At 35.2% G+C, this 17,748-nt stretch carries 12 protein-coding genes; all 12 read left to right on the top strand.

The genetic code is table 11. The features are described from left to right. The first annotated feature begins 12 nt into the window (after window positions 1-12). The 12 genes from CLU97_RS13335 to CLU97_RS13280 all read left to right on the top strand — a co-directional run bounded on the left by CLU97_RS13335 (window position 13) and on the right by CLU97_RS13280 (window position 17,710). Window positions 13-2,418, top strand: coding sequence for a vWA domain-containing protein (locus CLU97_RS13335; RefSeq protein ID WP_121488364.1), 2,406 nt, complete (start codon window positions 13-15; stop codon window positions 2,416-2,418). Window positions 2,419-2,537: 119 nt separating this feature from the next. After that, a complete protein-coding gene (locus tag CLU97_RS13330; RefSeq protein WP_121488363.1) occupies window positions 2,538-4,448 on the top strand; it encodes a vWA domain-containing protein in 1,911 nt (636 codons plus the stop codon). A 65-nt stretch (window positions 4,449-4,513) separates the two neighbouring features. Then, window positions 4,514-7,282, top strand: coding sequence for a hypothetical protein (locus CLU97_RS13325; RefSeq protein ID WP_121488362.1), 2,769 nt, complete (start codon window positions 4,514-4,516; stop codon window positions 7,280-7,282). Between the two features lie 3 nt (window positions 7,283-7,285). After that, a complete protein-coding gene (locus tag CLU97_RS13320; RefSeq protein WP_121488361.1) occupies window positions 7,286-11,806 on the top strand; it encodes a TonB-dependent receptor plug domain-containing protein in 4,521 nt (1,506 codons plus the stop codon). A 208-nt stretch (window positions 11,807-12,014) separates the two neighbouring features. Continuing rightward, complete coding sequence (locus tag CLU97_RS13315; RefSeq protein WP_047388136.1) at window positions 12,015-12,518, top strand: GbsR/MarR family transcriptional regulator; 504 nt, start codon at window positions 12,015-12,017, stop codon at window positions 12,516-12,518. A gap of 79 nt (window positions 12,519-12,597) precedes the next feature. Further along, complete coding sequence (locus tag CLU97_RS13310) at window positions 12,598-13,542, top strand: hypothetical protein (RefSeq protein ID WP_121488360.1); 945 nt, start codon at window positions 12,598-12,600, stop codon at window positions 13,540-13,542. Beyond that, window positions 13,535-14,197: a methyltransferase domain-containing protein gene (locus CLU97_RS13305; protein ID WP_121488359.1), complete on the top strand. Its 663-nt coding sequence runs from the start codon at window positions 13,535-13,537 to the stop codon at window positions 14,195-14,197. Before CLU97_RS13310 ends, CLU97_RS13305 begins: the two co-directional genes overlap by 8 nt. 130 nt (window positions 14,198-14,327) lie before the next feature. Further along, window positions 14,328-14,690, top strand: a complete 363-nt coding sequence (locus CLU97_RS13300) for a hypothetical protein (RefSeq protein ID WP_121488358.1) — start codon at window positions 14,328-14,330, stop codon at window positions 14,688-14,690. Between the two features lie 22 nt (window positions 14,691-14,712). After that, window positions 14,713-15,495, top strand: coding sequence for a fatty acid desaturase (locus CLU97_RS13295; RefSeq protein ID WP_121488357.1), 783 nt, complete (start codon window positions 14,713-14,715; stop codon window positions 15,493-15,495). Window positions 15,496-15,498: 3 nt separating this feature from the next. Beyond that, window positions 15,499-15,975 (top strand): SRPBCC family protein, encoded by a 477-nt coding sequence (locus CLU97_RS13290; protein WP_121488356.1) that lies wholly within the window; start codon window positions 15,499-15,501, stop codon window positions 15,973-15,975. Window positions 15,976-15,990: 15 nt separating this feature from the next. Beyond that, window positions 15,991-16,695, top strand: coding sequence for a YqjF family protein (locus CLU97_RS13285; protein ID WP_121488355.1), 705 nt, complete (start codon window positions 15,991-15,993; stop codon window positions 16,693-16,695). Between the two features lie 115 nt (window positions 16,696-16,810). After that, window positions 16,811-17,710 (top strand): TIGR01777 family oxidoreductase, encoded by a 900-nt coding sequence (locus CLU97_RS13280; RefSeq protein ID WP_121488354.1) that lies wholly within the window; start codon window positions 16,811-16,813, stop codon window positions 17,708-17,710. The last annotated feature ends 38 nt before the right edge of the window (window positions 17,711-17,748 follow it).

The raw sequence follows: 17,748 nt of genomic DNA, 5'->3' as shown, positions 1-17,748 counted from the left end.
ACTTTTACAACAATGGAAAATAATCATATAGATCAACAATTCAATGAAGCGTCTAAGCTTTCAGAAGAACCAACAGTTTTTCCTGGTTTTGAAAAAGTTTGGGGGAAAATTGAAGAAAAATTAGATACAAAAGAAGAGAAAAAGAGAATGATTCCTCTTTGGCTGCCATATGGTATTGCTGCGAGTCTGGTGATTGGCATGGGAGCATTTTATTTTATGAATAAAAAAGAATCTGCTGAACCTTTAAAGCCTGTGATAGCAGAAAATACAACATCAAGGGGCCCAATTAACAAATCTGATATTGCAAAAATAGAAAGTACCATAAAAGAAAATATCAGAAAAGAAGAACTGCCTGTAACTGTTCCTAATCCTATAGCATATCAGTCTCCGCCTATTGTAATAATGGAACCTTATAAGCCTTATCCTACTTGCAGCTTACCACGGCCAGTTGAAGCTCCTGATAGAATAACAGCATCTTTACCTCAAATTTATAATGATACCTTACAAACAAAACAGATTGAAGAGGTTGTAGTAATGGGGTATTCAAAAGTGGTTAAAAGAAAGGAAATGACAGTATCCAGTACCGTTACAAGTTCTGTCAGTAACCTGCCCCAGCCTGCGGTTTATTCTTCCTTGCAGGGGACTGCACAGGGAATTCAAATCAATGGATCAGGGAATCAAGGGACTAATATCGCTCCGGGATATATTAATATTAAGAATCAGTTGGTGATCAGAGGAGCGGCTTCTATAAAACAGGAAAACAAAGCTCTATATGTTGTGAACGGAATGATGACAAATGACGAAGATTTCAGAAAATTAGACCCTAACAAAATTGAAAGCATTAATGTTCTGAAAGGAAATTCTGCGACCGCAATTTATGGAAGTAAGGCAGCAAATGGAGTTATTGTAGTGACTACCAAAGATCTTTCCAGAAGAGAAAGAAAAAAACTTAAGAAGCTTCAGGAGGAAATCAGTAAACAGCAGCAGATTACCCCGGCTACTCAAAATAATGAAAGCTATGATGCTTTTGTTGAAAATCCTTTTGAGTTAACCCGAAACCAGCCTTTATCTACCTTTTCTATAGATGTTGATAATGCCTCTTATTCCAACGTAAGAAGAATGATCAATAATGGGCGGGTCGTTGATAAGAATGCTGTGAGAATCGAAGAAATGGTTAATTATTTTAAATATGATTACCCTCAGCCTGAAAACGGAGATCCTTTTTCCATCAATACAGAATACAGCGACGCCCCATGGAATCCTAAGCATAAGTTACTTAAAATAGGGCTTCAGGGAAAAAATATTCCAATGGATAAATTACCTGCTTCCAATCTGGTGTTCCTTATTGATGTTTCAGGTTCAATGAGTGATGAAAATAAATTACCATTATTGAAATCTTCCTTTAAAGTTTTGCTGAATCAGCTCAGACCACAAGATAAAGTGGGAATTGTAGTCTATGCCGGAAGTGCGGGAATGGTTTTGCCACCTACATCAGCAGGAGAGAAGAATAAAATTATTGAAGCATTAGATCATCTTCAGGCCGGAGGAAGTACAGCTGGTGGAGCAGGTATTCAATTGGCCTATAAGCTGGCAGAGGAGAATTTCGTGAAGAATGGTAATAACCGTGTTATTATTGCAACAGACGGAGATTTCAATGTAGGAACGTCTTCTACCTCGGATCTTAAAACGTTGATTGAGGACAAAAGAAAGTCCGGAGTTTTTCTTACCTGCCTGGGTTTTGGAATGGGTAATTATAAAGACAATACCCTGGAAACCCTTGCCGATAAAGGAAATGGAAATTATGCCTATATTGATAATATGCAGGAAGCTAATAAGTTTTTGGGGAAAGAATTTGCGGGAAGTATGTATGCCATTGCCAAAGATGTAAAAATTCAGATTGAATTTAATCCTGAATATGTAAAATCATACCGTTTGATTGGTTACGAGAACAGAAAACTGAAAAATGAGGACTTTACAAACGATAAGATAGATGCCGGAGAACTGGGAAGCGGGCATACCGTTACTGCTTTGTATGAAGTGATCCCTGCAGATGTAAACTCGGACTTTGCTCCTAAAGAAAGTGATTTGAAATATACCCAAAAAGCTTCTTCGAAGGGATTTGGAAATGAGCTGGCAACCATAAAATTCAGATATAAAAAGCCTGACGGAGATATCAGCCGGGAAATAACCCAGGTCGTTAAAAATACTGATAACAGAATATCTTCAGCAAGTCCGGATTTTAAATTTGCTTCTTCCGTGGCGTGGTTTGGTTTGGTTCTCAGAAATTCAGAACTGATTACGAAGAAAGACCTTTCCGATATTGAGAATCTCGCAAAAGAAGGAAAAAATAAAGATGAAGAAGGCTACCGATCAGAATTTATAAGACTGATAGAGAGCTATAAAACAGTTCAGAAGTGATTTTAAGAGGAGATATTTCTTCGGGTAATTTCTCCTCTACATTCACAGGAATCTGTTTTATTTAATAATGATGGAGGTTTAAATTAATTTTAATAATTTCCTGCCGAAATTAATAGTAGATGAAAAAAATTGTAATAACCATGTTAGGGCTTGCCGCATTGACAAGCTGTAAAACTCAAAAAAATACTGAAACATCCGGTGAACCAAAGACTTACAATATTCGTAAAGATAAGGATCAGGATGGCATTCCTAATAAGCTGGATAAGTGTCCTGATATTGCCGGACCTGTAGAAAATGACGGATGTCCTTGGCCAGAGTCGGACGGAGACGGTGTTATTGATAAAGACGATGCATGTCCTACAGTACCCGGACCACCTGAAAATAACGGCTGTCCATGGCCAGATACAGATGGTGATGGTATTTTGGATAAAGATGATGCCTGTCCTACAGTTCCGGGAATGCCGGAGTATAATGGCTGTCCGAAACCAAAATCAGTGACTGCAATGGAAGTGTCAAGTAGCAGATCAGAGAGATTCTATGAATCAGCAAGGGTTTACAACCATCAGGTTGGAGAAAAAAATGTTGAAAAGACTGCAAAAAAAGCCAATCAGGATATTGATTATAACAATGAAGAATATGCAGCGTTAGTTGAAAATGCATTTGAGCTGACAAGCAGTCAGCCTCTTTCTACCTTCTCTATTGATGTAGACAATGCATCCTATTCCAATGTCAGAAGAATGATTAATTATGGAAATAAAGTTGATAAAAATTCAGTGAGGGTAGAGGAGATGGTCAATTATTTTAAATACGATTATCCCCAGCCTGAAACGGGTAATCCTTTCTCGATTAATACTGAATATGGTAATTCTCCATGGAATCCTAAGCATAAGTTACTTAAAATAGGGCTTCAGGGAAAAAATATTCCAATGGATAAACTACCAGCCTCCAATATTGTTTTTCTTATTGATGTGTCTGGTTCAATGAGTGAGGAAAATAAGCTGCCGCTGCTGAAGTCTTCTCTTAAAGTTTTACTGAAACAGCTCAGACCTAAAGATAAAGTAGGAATCGTAGTATATGCAGGAAATGCAGGAATGGTTCTTCCTTCTACATCAGCAGGAGAAAAAGACAAAATTATTAAGGCGTTAGATAATCTTCAGGTTGGAGGAAGCACTGCAGGAGGAGCAGGAATTGAATTGGCTTACAAACTGGCAAAGGAAAACTTTATCAAAGGAGGAAATAACAGAGTTGTTCTGGCAACAGATGGCGACTTTAATGTAGGAGCTTCTTCCACTACCGATATCGAAAAACTGATTACAGAAAAAAGGAAAACAGGGATTTTCCTTACCTGTCTTGGCTACGGAATGGGCAATTATAAAGATAATAAAATGGAAATCCTTGCCGATAAAGGAAACGGAAATTACGCCTATATCGATAATATGCAGGAAGCCAATAAATTTTTGGGAAAAGAATTTGCAGGAAATATTTATACCATTGCTAAAGATGTGAAAATCCAGATTGAATTTAATCCTAAGTTTGTAAAATCTTACCGTTTAATAGGCTATGAAAACAGAAAACTAAGAAATGAAGATTTTATCAATGATAAAATTGATGCAGGAGAGTTGGGAAGCGGCCATACAGTTACAGCTTTGTATGAAATTATTCCGGTCAATGTAGAGTCAGAATTCACTCCAAAAGCAACAAAATTAAAATACTCTGAAACTTCAGGAACAACAAATTTTGGAAACGAACTGGGAACTGTAAAATTCCGGTACAAAAAGCCTGACGGAGACAAAAGTGTGGAAATCAGTAAAGTGATTAAAAAAGAAAGCACCTCTTCCATAAGTCCGGATTTTAAATTTGCTTCTTCCGTGGCGTGGTTCGGTTTGGTACTCAGAAACTCAGAACTGATTACAAAAAAAGATCTTTCAGATATTGAAAACCTGGCTAAACAAGGAAAAAATAAAGATGAAGAAGGCTACCGATCAGAATTTATAAGGCTGATAGAGAGCTATAAAACAATTCAAAAATAAACCTTGAAAAAAGAAATTTCCCCCGAAATTTCTTTTTTCTTATTTTTAAGCATACTAATAACTGGATGAAAAAGAATTATTTGCTGTTATTGCCGTTTACCATTACTATTTTGCAGGCGCAAAATTCACAATTATATTATTCTGGAAAATTTTTAACACCTAAAAATAAAGCGCAGAATTTTTTAAAGATTCATAATAAAAACAGTGGAGTTTATGAGCTTACTGATGATAAAGGATTTGCCATTATTGCTGCCAAGCCCTATGATACGCTCGTATGGAATCAAGGGAAAAATACCCATGTTATTGCTACCTATGAGCTGAGAGAATTAAAATCGATTCTGGAAAATCAAACGGCAAAGGTAAGTGTAGAGAATATTTACAGCAAAGCTTATGACAGTCTGGTTTCAAAAGAGACTAAAGATGAGTTCAGTATTGAAAAAGCGAAGACCCGGTTAAGTAAAAATTCCTATCCGTATTTTGATAAAGTAAGAAAAGTAAGGCAGAAAAATGACAGTATTTATATCTTAAAAAGTCTCGATCAGAGAACATTCCTGTTGAATGGCAGCTTTACAACATCTGTTGATATTAAAAACAGAAATACCATCCCGGGCACTCAAAATAACTATGCACAGGGAAGATCAGAAAACGGAAACTTAGTATGGAAAGGCCCTGAAACCAATGAAATGTTCAGTTTTGGACCCGATATTTCTGCATTGGGATTTAACGGACAGCCTTATGAATACGATCAGAATGGAAAGCTAATTCCCTGGGCTGGCGGACTTCAGCGTGCACAAAAATATAATAACACCCTATTTAAAACTACGATAGGACACAATAACCAACTGAATGTAAATGCCATCATAAAAGAGAAGGATAAAGAAAAAATACGCCTTTCACTAAACCTTGGTCAGCAAAAGAACCAGATGTATTTCATAGATCAGTTTGATATTGCTAACGCCTTTAAAGCAAAATTAAATACAAATTTTTCCGGATATTTTATAAATCTTGCCTTTAATTACGAAGAAGATAAAGCAACCAACACCAACAGAATAGGATTGTTCAACAGAGCCTATCAGAATTCATTGCTTACGCCCATATCTTTTTCCAACGAACAAAACACTTTCCTGAGTAATGGCTCCCAAAGAAGCTACAGCCAATACGCAGACAACCCTTCCTTTCTTTTTGAGCAGGATAGCAAATACCGGTATCAGAACCGTCAAAGACAGTTTAGTCTGAATGTTATGAAAACCTGGGGAGATTTCAGATTGAATCTTAGCCAGTCTTATGAAAATGATAATATCACGAACTGGGATCAGTACAAATCTTCTACCTATGGTTTTGCCAATAGGGTTTTTAATGAAAGGACTCAGAATAACAGTTTGTACCATTCTAATCTGTTGGGAACATATACGTTGGGGCAGTATGATTTTAAAAATATATTCAGTCTGAATTTTATTTTGAATGATAGAAAATCTGATGTTTATAATAGTTTTGTGAATCAAAAATCACTTTATCAAAGAACTTCTCAGGATCATATTTTTAATTATAATATGGAGATTAATGAGTATGATTTTGAAGCAGGCTTTAACCTGGGAAATTCATTTTACATTTCTAATACCTCTCTTAAAAATAATTATTGGCTTCCAAAAGCTAACTTTTATGTAAAATTCAATGATATATTCGATTGGAATAATTATGATTTTAAACTGGTTGGAAGTTACACTCAATTAAGCGCAGAACCTGAAATTACAAGGTCTTATGCATCCTATTCAACCACTTTACTGAATGCACAAAACTATAACCAATATTTCCCTGTACAGGAAGTTGAAAGTTTCAGAAATTTATCCAATATCAATACTAAAGAATGGAAAATAGGAGCCAGATTAAACCTTGGCTATAAAGTAAGTCTAGATGGTGAGTATTTCAATAGAAAAAATACAGACGATGCATTTCCTGTTTTTGAAAACAATCAGTTAAGATTAAAAAATATTGCAGATCATACATACAGTGGGTACGAATTCAATTTTGCCTACGAACGTTTGCGTTTGGGATATGATATGTATATGACCCATAAAGTTTCATTTTTCAAATATAAAGACATTGTAGACCGGGTAGCTCCCGGATATCAGGATTTGGCGGTTTCAGGGTTTAAAGACATTTATAAAACCTTGTCGGAAGGGCAGGTTCTGGGAGCTGTGATGGGAAGTTATTTTGAAAGAAATGCAGCGGGGCAACTGATTATTGATGAGTTCGGATTTCCTGAAAAGGCAGCCGGAATGAAAATTATTGCAGATCCTACACCGGATTTTGTAATGAAATTCAACCATAATTTTGTGTATAAAAACTTTTCTTTAGATCTCAATTGGGAGTGGAAAAAAGGCGGTCACCTCTGGAACGGAACCCAGGCAGTTCTTGATTATTACGGCCGTTCTGACAACTCTGGTGAAGAAAGGAATATTAAAAATTATATTTTCGAAGGCGTACAGGCGAATGGAACTGCCAATCAGACTCCTGTTGATTTTTATGACCCCAATCACAGCGTTCAGGAAAACAGATGGTCGAGGTACGGCTATCTGGGAGTGGCAGAAAACTATATTCAAAAGGCAGATTATATAAGAATCAACAATATCTCTTTGTCTTCTGATTTTCCGATTAACAACAGGAAACAGAACCTCAGGCTGACATTTTACGTAAATAATATAATGCTTTGGCAGGCCAATAAAGGTGTAGATTCCAATCAGAATTTTTATGATATGGAGAACGGAAGAGGGCTGGATTTTTTCAACCTTCCTTCTTTTAAAACTTTTGGATGCATTGTTTCACTTAGATTTTAACCTATGAATTTCAAATTTATTTCAACCTGTATCATCCTGCTGAGCTTATTGTTATCAACGGTTTCTTTGAAAGCCCAGCAAACATTTCAGGACTTTGAGAAAGAGAAAACCTATATTCAGACTAACCATGTTTTTTATAAGCCTGGTGAAGGAATGTATTTTAAAATATACGTGGTAAAAGGCAATAATAACCTTCCGGCAGAAGACAGTAAAGTGGTTAATTTTGAAATCATAGATCCGGCAGGAAGCACCGTAAGAAAATTGAAATATGAAATTACCAATGGATATGCTCAGGGATATTTCTATTTTGACAGTGATATGAAGGGTGGAATTTATAAAATCCGGACTTTTACGAACTGGATGCAAAATGAAGAAGGAAAAAATGCTTTCGAAAAAGAAATTACTCTTCAGAAAATTGTATCACCCAGAATTTTAATGAAGCTGGATTTTCCTAAAAAAGGATATGGCCCGGGCGATGAGGTGAGCGCTGATTTTTCAATGCGAAGCCTCAGCAATCTTCCCATTCCTTTTTATGAAGCAGATTATACTGTAATGCACAACGGAGAAACCATTTCAGAAGGAAAATTTATTACTGATAAAGAAGGAAAAAAACTCTTGACTTTTAAACTTCCTGATGCTTTGAAATCCTCCGATGCCCTTTTAAATATCAAAGTGAATTTTGACGGATTTACCGAATCTATTTCCAGAAATATCCCCATTGTTCTGAATAATCTGGATGTGAAATTTTTACCAGAAGGAGGAACTTTTATCAACGGAATAGAACAGAATATCGCGTTTAAAATTTTGGATGAATTTGAAAAACCTGTGGATGCTGTTTTGGCTGTATACAATCAAAATCATGAAAAGATAAAAGAAATTTCAGCCTATAATTTCGGGATGGGAAGCTTCCGGTTTACCCCTGAAAAAGGAGAAACCTATTATGCAAAAGTGCTGAAACCGGAGAATATAGCTCAGACTTTTAATTTTCCGGCCGCAAAAGATGAAGGAGTGGTTTTAAATGTTCAGAGTGGAAACAAAAAACTGGCTTTTACTATCATTTCAACACGGGAAAAATCAATTACCCTGAAAGGAAGTTTCAGAGGAAAAGAACTGTACAACAAAGTTATTTTACTGAAAAACGGTACGAATTCTCTGGAAGTTGAGGAGAAAGATTTTCCTGTAGGCATTTGCAGATTCACAATTCTGGAAAATAATATTCCATTGGCAGAACGTGTGGTTTTCACCAATAAAAAGAATCAGCTCAATATAAAAGTTACTCCTGTAAAAAAACATTACCAGCCAAGAGAAAAAGTAATTCTGAATATTGAAACTACCGATGAAAATAGTAAACCCATTCCGGCAAATCTGGGACTAAGTGTGGTGGATGACAAACTTTGGACGTACGCAGATGACAAGCAGAACCATCTCATCTCATGGCTCCTGATGGACTCTGAGCTGAAAGGTAAAATTGAAAAGCCTCAATTTTATTTCGATAAAAAAGAAGAAAAAGCAGATAAAAGCTTGGATCTTGTAATGCTGACCAACGGTTACAGATACTTTGAACTGATCCCGGAAGTTCTGAAAACTAACAAATACAAATACCTTCCCGAAAAGAAAAATACCATTTATGGTGTAGTGGAAGATGAGCACAGGAAAGCAGTGAAAGCAGACGTTTTTCTTGTAGGTACCAATGATAAAAAGATCCTGAAACAGACTGTTGCCGAAAACGGGAAGTTTTATTTTTCAGATTTAGATGCAGGAAATTATTACAAAATTATTGCAAAATCTTATCAGCCTAAACAAAAACTGAACATCAGAATTTTATCTTATGATCTTGATATTAATCCTTTAGAAAAACAAAAGTTGTCCAATATAGATGTAGAAGAAATAGTAAAAGAAGCCGAAAAAAAGGAAGAAACAAAAGAAAACAGAAACAATACCAGCCAGATAAACCGTCCGGGAAGATCAAAAACTGATACAATCAGTAAAAATAAGAGTATTGAAGAAGTAGTTGTAATAGGCTATAGTTCAATGAGTAAGGATAAGAATACGATGGCCTCTACCACCATAACATCTTCTTTAGAAACTCAAAACCCCAATATAACTTCTCTGCTAAGCGGGAAAGTGGCAGGATTAACGGTAACTTCTTCTGGAGTTCCCGGAGCAGGAACTCCAATTAATATCAGAGGTGCTGCTTCTATTGCCAATAAAGCTCCATTATTAATTGTAGATGGAGTTCCTGTAGAAAATTTTAATACCATTATCAACCCGAATGATATCAACAGCATTACCGTTCTGAAGGATGCTGCTGCTACCACCATCTATGGAAGCAGAGCCTCAAATGGAGTGGTTATTATTACTTCCTATAAAAATGGCGGCTCACAAATCAAATGGGATATCACTCCAAAATCGTATATTGCTGTAGAAAGTTTACCATCCGGAAGATTGGTATCATATGCTGCTGGAAGAGAATTTGCCTATCCGGAATATGAAACCACCAATACTTCCTACCGTTTTGATTACAGGGAAGCACTTTACTGGAATCCAGTTGTAGAAACCGATAAAAACGGAAAAGCTAAGGTGGAGTTTTATAATTCAGATGCCAATTCCACCTTTAGAGTAATGACAGAAGGTATTTCTGCAACCGGACTTTTAGGAAGAGATGAAACCACCTATGCTGCACAGAGTCTTATTTCTATTGATGCTAAAATTCCGCAGTACCTGACAAGAACCGATCAGATGACAATTCCTGTAGTCATTAAAAATAATTCTTCCGAAATCCGTACAATGACCATGGATGTGATTGTTCCTAATCATGTAAAACTAGTCAGTTCTGACAGTATTATTACTTTAAAACCACTAGAATCAGGAAGGCTGTTTGTCAAAATTCAGACCGATGAGGTTATCAATTCTGATATCCAGTTTTCTGTCAGATCAGGAGATTTCAGAGAAACCATGATTCTTCCGTTTAAAGTAGAAGAGAAGGGATTCCCACACCGTTTTTCTATCATTAATAATAGAACAGAAGATCTTAAAATCAATATCCCGGAATATATCAACGGAAGCCTGTATTCATCCTATTATGTATTTGAAAACACAGCTTTGAAACTATTTGAAGACCTGGAGCAGCTGAAAAGAGAGCCTCACGGATGCTTTGAGCAGCTTTCCTCAACAGTATATCCGAATATTTTTATCCTGGATTATTTAAAATCAAAAAAGAAAATTGATGCAGCAACAGAAAATCAGATAGTTAAAAACCTGAAAAGAGGCTTCCAGAAAATGCTGAGCTATAAAAATAAAGACGGAGGTTTCGGATATTTCAGTTCCGAAGAATCAGATGTTGCACTTTCCGCATTTGCATTATTAGAGTTTACAGATTTAAAAAAATATGTAAATCCGGATGTGAAGATTATTCAGGGACTTTCCTCATTTATTTTATCCAGAAAAAGTGGAAATGGGTTATTTGAAGTGAGAAGACCCTATGAATCCAAAAAAACATACTCCGAATATTCATGGTCGAGAAATATGTACGTTGTATATGCTTTATCCAAATTAGGTTTCAAAAATGAAATTGAAGATACCTTTCAGGTAACGCTGAAAAGAGCTCTGGCTACAAAAGATACCTATCAGCTGGCTTTGCTTGCCAACGCAGCTTCCAATCTAGGAAAACAGCAGGAATATGACGATCTGATGAAAATTCTGGACATACAATATGAAACGAAGAAAGTAAAATCTGAAGTTACTTTTACAGGCTCATGGGGAATATCTGCGGATGCGGAAACGCTTTCATTATATATTATGGCACTTCAGAAAGATGAAAAACTAAACCAGCTGAAAATTGCAGAAACTGCAGACCAGCTTATTGGTTTTAACGGCTATTTTGGATTCGGTTCTACTCAGGCAACAACACTAGCAGTACAGGCGCTGTCAGATTTCTTTTCCAAAAATGAGAAGCTGTATGGAACTGAAAAGCCGATTATCAAAATTAACCAGGCACAGACTTCAACGATGATGAGCCTTTCGTCCGCGTTTAAAGTTGGAGAAAATAAAATTAGTGTTCGTTATCCCACTCAAAAAGGATTGCCTTACAAACTGGAATACCAATATTACACCTTACAGGCTCCGGAAAGCAAAGATATTCCGGTTACCATGGAAACAAAACTAAAGTCCGGAATCTCAAAAGTAGGGGAGACCAATAGAATGACCGTTATCATTAAAAACAAAATAAACGGCCAGCTGCCAATGACAATAGCGAAAATAGGTATTCCGGCAGGACTTACCCTTCAGAATGCTCTGCTGAAAGATTTGATTGATAAGAAACAAGTCTCTTACTATGAAATTTTCGACAATTATCTGGTATTGTACTGGGAACATTTCAATGCAGAGGAAACAAAAACCATCAATCTTGATCTTAAAGTAGAATTTGCAGGAACCTATACCGGAAAATCCAGCAATGTATATCTGTACTATATGCCGGAAGCCCAATACTGGAACCAGGGAATCACTACGATAATAGAACCTTAGTCTTAAATTTTACAATCCTAAGCAGGCATTCTCAAGGATGTCTGCTTTTTATTCTTCACAAGGATTACTTCCGGAAAGCATTGTAAAACAAAATTCTTATGTGTGAAAATTTAAAAGGGTGAATGTTTTTTAAATTAATTTTCAAAAATTATTGAAAATTCAAAAAATATAATTACATTTGCCATAGAAATTAAAAAAGAGAAATACAATGCAACTTTCAGAGGCAAAAGAAAAATACATTCAGACCTGGGGAACCTTTGCTACCAATTGGGGAATCAACCGTACGATGGCACAGGTGCATGCACTGCTTTTGGCAAGTGGAAGACCTCTTTCTACCGATGAAGTGATGGAACAGCTCGAGATTTCAAGAGGAAATGCCAATATGAACCTTCGTGCCTTGATAGACTGGGGAATTGTGAAGAAAGAGTTTGTGAAAGGTGACCGTAAAGAATATTTTGTTGCAGAAAAAGATGTCTGGTACCTGTTCAAACAAATTACAAAAGAACGCAGAAAAAGAGAAATAGAACCTGTGATTTCTTTTCTTGAAGAATTAAAAAATATAGAGGATAAAGATTCGGAAGAAGCTCAGGAATTCATTAAACTGATGAACGATTTCAGTTCTGTAACCGGAAAAATCAATAACATCATGGATCTGGCGATAAAAAGTGATGATCATTGGCTGGTAGGGAAGATTACCAATCTGCTGAAATAAAGAACAAAAGAGGATGAAAATCCTTTTTTATTTCAATTTAATTTTCAAAAATTACTGAAAATATAAAACTTATAATATCATGAAGAATTTTTTTAAACAATACCTTTATTTAAGCTTATTTCTAGCAGTTGTTTTAATTGTTGGAGTGTGGTTTTTTCTGGTTGCCCAAGGCGAATATGGCGTAACTCTATTTTTTACTATTCCGGTTTCTATAGGATTTATCATTGGATATGTAAAGTATTTCAAAAAAATTGGATTTTCGAATATTCTGAAGACGATCTTTAAAATAGTATTAGGATTAGTTATTTTCTCTCTGCTCCTGATAGCAGCCGGAACAGAAGGGGCTATTTGCATTATTATGGCTATCCCATTTATCGGATTTGCTATGTTCGTGGGATTCACTATTGGTTTTATTATTGGGGTTCTTGATGAGAAAAGACATACAGGGAGCGTTATAGCATTTATTCTTTTCATCAATCCGGCATCTTATATTTTTGATACCTATACAAAGCCTATTGAAGAGATTGTTACAACAGAAATGATTATAAACTCACCAAACGAGAAGGTCTGGAAGCTTTTAAATACACAAATCAGTTTCAATGCCCCTGATTTTATTCTTTTTGAAAAGGGAGTCAGCTATCCAAAAAATATAAAACTGGTGAATAAAAACGGAAAATTTGGTTATAGCTGTAAGACCAATAATGATGAATTACGTCTTAATATTGATGAATTTATAGAAAATAAAAAAGTAAAATTCTCTCTGGAAAATCAGACCGTTCCAATGAAAGAAATAACACCTTATGAAAATATTGATGCTAAACATTTACATGATTATTTTATTGTGAAATATGGCGAAATTACCTTAGACAAACTATCAGAAAATAAAACAAAGATCATTGCAAAAACAAAATACAGTTATAAAATAGCACCCAACTGGTACTGGAAAAAATGGTCAGGCTATATTATTGATAAAATGCAAGCCCATGTATTACAATCTATAAAAACACAATCTGAAAATGAATGATCTGCAACAATATTTTGACCAGCTGCAACCCAGATATTATATTAATGAAATTGCATCTTTAGGATTTACCAGACTGTTCAGAAAGATGGCCGTTCAAAAAGTGAAAAGCTATGGAGATAAAAGAGTTTTGGATCTGATGAGCGGACAGGGAGAAAACCTGGAATTTATACAGTCACATAATAAAAATACAGCAATTGTAGCATTGGATTACTCTTCAGCAATGCATATGAAACTAGCTGCAACATTTGGAAATAAACTATCAGTACAGCAAATTCAAAGAGATTTTTTTGAAAGCCAAATTCCGGATCATTCTATGGACATTATCCTCTGCTTTTACGGAACAAAGACGATAGAAGAACATCAGAAACCGATTTTTGCCGATAGATTGTCAAGGATTATTGATGAAAAAGGTGAAATCATCATTGTAGAATTTGTAAAACCGAAAATAAAGTGGAGATTCAGCTGTGTGAAATGGTATATCGAAGTGCTTGTTTCGACGCTTTTTGGAAGCGAATTTGGAAAACTTTTCCATTATATCAATAAAAATGAAAGTCTTGAAGATCTTAAAAACCAGTTTGTTAAAAATAAACTTTCTATCATATCTCACAAAAGATACCTGGACCTGGTTGAAATTCTTCATGTGAAAAGAAACTGATTTTTATTTGAAAATATATTTCAAAAATTACTGAAAATATTAAATAAATATAAGTATGAAAAATTTAATCATTCACTTATTCCTGATTATTTATTTCAGAAGAAAAGGATCACTTTAAATATTTATAACCATGAAAGCATTTGTAAAATATGATTATTACGTTCAGCTGTTCTTCATCATAATAGGACCTCAGGCTTTTACATTTGCTGGTTTGTCGGGATTTGTTCTGTTTTATTTCATCGTAGGAATTCCACAATTGATAAGTTTCCTGATCAAGCTATTTCTTGGAAAAAAAAAGTCAGTGTTCTATATCGCATATGGTATTGTAATAATACCAATTTGGATTATTGTAACAGTGTTGTTTATAGAGAAAAATATCAATGATTTTTTTGGATATATTTTGATGGCATCTCTTTTATATAGTCCAGTTATGGCCGCAGCATATGTTTATGATTGTTACAGCACTTATGAATCTTACCAATCATCATTCTGAAAACCATTTAAAAAAATAAAAAATGAATCATCTTGAAGTTATCAGAGCAATACAATGGAAAGACCTGAAACATCTTTCCTTTAAAGAAATGCTGATTGAAAATAATATCAGTCTGCCATGGTTTTTTATTTCAATATTCCTGGCTTATCAACAATATTATATACTGGCATTACCGTTTTCAGGTTTTTATTTTCTTACAGCATTGAGACAGGTGCATAATGGTTTTCATAATTCTTTAGGGATTGGTAAGAGACTAACATGGTTGTCTTTATATCTTAACAGTTTAACTATGATGGCCTCTATTCATGCCGTAAAATTCAATCATATAAGACATCATAAATTCTGTCTTTCAGAAGATGATTATGAAGGGAAATCAGCTTCTATGAAATGGTATCAGGCTATTTTGTATGGTCCCAGACATATGTTCCTGATTCATTGGGTTACTTTCAAAAAAGCAAATAAGGCATATCAGCAAAATCTGTTGCTGGAACTGGGATCTATAGCTATTCTCATAGCCTTTGTATTTTATTTTCAAATTCATTTTATGATGTATCATGTATTGGTCATGATTTTAGGTGAATTTCTGATGGCATTTTTTGCCGTATGGACCGTTCATCACGATACCCACGGACATCCGGATATTGCAAGGACACAGCGTGGATTTTGGAAGAACAAACTCACTTTCAGTATGTTTTATCATATGGAACATCATCTTTTTCCTGCTGTACCCACCATAAAGCTTCCGGAGCTTGCAGAGAGAATAGATAAAATTTTACCGGAATTAAATAAAAAACAAACCTTTTAAAAAATGTCAACAATCTATTTAAATACAGTCATCAAAGCAGATATTCACTATGTTTTTGATCTCGCAAGAAATATTGATCTGCATCAGCAGTCTACTTCAAAATCTCATGAAAAAGCAATTGCAGGACGTACTTCAGGGCTGATTGAAGAAAATGAAACCGTAACCTGGCGTGCAAAACATCTGGGAGTGTATCAAAATCTCACAACAAAAATTGTCAGCATGGAAAAACAAGTCCAGTTCATAGATGTGATGCAGAAAGGCGCTTTCAAATCCATGCGCCACCGGCATATTTTTAAAACGGTAAACGGAAAAACTCTCATGACAGATATTTTTGAATTTGAATCTCCGCTGGGCATCATTGGGAAATTATTTAATGCCATTTTTCTTACAGGATATCTCAGAAAATTTTTACTTAAAAGAAACGAAATGATCAAAGCTATTGCAGAATCTTCAACCCGTGAAGGAATAGCCATTTTTTAACCAAAAAAAACAGTTATGAATTTTTTACAGGCAGAATGGCGAAAATTAGCCATCATCAATTACGAAATTGATCCTCAAATCTTATTGCCCTATCTTCCAAAAGGAACGGAACTCGATTTTTATAACGGTAAATGTTATGTAAGTCTTGTGGGATTTATGTTTTTAAATACAAGATTATTAGGGTTTCCAATCCCTTTTCACCGGAATTTTGAAGAAGTGAATCTAAGATTTTATGTAAAGAAAAAAGAAAACGGAATCTGGAAAAGAGGTGTGGTGTTCATCAAAGAGATTGTTCCAAAACCTGCATTAAGCTTTGTCGCCAATTCCATTTACAAAGAAAATTATCATACCATGCCCATGAAAAACCAGATTGATGAAAAAGATGGTGAACTTCTGATCCGGTATTCATGGAAAGATAAAAGCTGGCATTCTATCCAGATTATGGCAGAAAATACAACAAAACCAATGGAGGAAAACTCGGAATTTGAATTTATTACAGAACATTATTTTGGATTTACAAAAAAGGAAAATGCAACCTCTGAGTATGAAGTTTGCCATCCAAAATGGAGTTGGTACACCGTAAAAGAACATCATTTGGAAATTGATTTTCGAAAAATCTACGGAAATGATTTTGAATATTTAAATCACCAAAAGCCTATTTCAGTAATGCTTGCCGAAGGTTCAGAAATTCAAGTCAAAACAAAAAAATACATCAGCTAAAAAATAAAGAGATTAAAACATCATGCTCTATTCATAAACATCTGTGAAAATCTGTGTCATTTGTGGTTAAACCCTAAACCTTAAACCTTGAACTCAAAACTTTAAACCTTTAACAATGAAAATAATCATAGCCGGAGGCACCGGATTCCTTGGCGAAAACTTAGACAAATACTTTACAGAAAAAGGAAATCAGGTCTACATTTTTACCCGGAATCCTAAACGTAAAAATGAAATCTTTTGGGATGCTCAAACCATAGGCGAATGGAAAAACAGTCTTGAAAAAGCAGATGTCCTCATCAACCTGACAGGAAAATCTGTCGACTGCCGTTATCATGAGAAAAATAAACAGGAAATCTATTCTTCAAGAATCGAGAGCACAAAAATATTACAGAAAGCTGTAGATCAGTGTTCTGAGAAACCAAAAATCTGGTTGAATGCAAGCTCTGCAACTATTTATGTTCATTCCGAAAAGCATCTCAATACAGAAGAAGACGGAGTTATAGGAGATGACTTTTCTATGAATATCTGCAAAAGCTGGGAAAAAGAATTTTTCGAAGTTAAAAATGACGATATACGAAAAGCTGCCCTTCGCACTTCTATTGTTCTCGGAAAAAACGGTGGCGCATTTCCAAAACTGAAAATCATTACAAAGCTTGGCCTGGGAGGAAAACAGGGAAGAGGAAATCAAATGGTAAGCTGGATTCATATTGACGATTTCTGCAAAGCAGTAGATTGGATTATTCAGCATGAGACTATTTCAGGGATTGTCAATGTAACCGCTCCGGTTCCGCTTTCCAATGAAAATATGATGAAAAAACTGAGACATAAAATGAAAATGCCTTTTGGGCTCAATGCACCAGTGTGGCAGCTGGAAATAGCATCTTTATTTCTGAATACAGAAACAGAATTGCTCTTAAAAAGCCGGAATGTTTATCCGGAAAAACTCATAAAAAATGGATTTCAGTTTTCATATCCAGGATTTGATGAAGCCATTCTTAATCTCTTGGAATCCTAATGTTTGCGGGTTTCACAAAGGATAATTAAATTAGCGGA

Source organism: Chryseobacterium sp. 7 (assembly GCF_003663845.1).
Lineage (GTDB): Bacteria > Bacteroidota > Bacteroidia > Flavobacteriales > Weeksellaceae > Chryseobacterium.
This window is presented reverse-complemented; position numbering and strand designations above follow the sequence as displayed.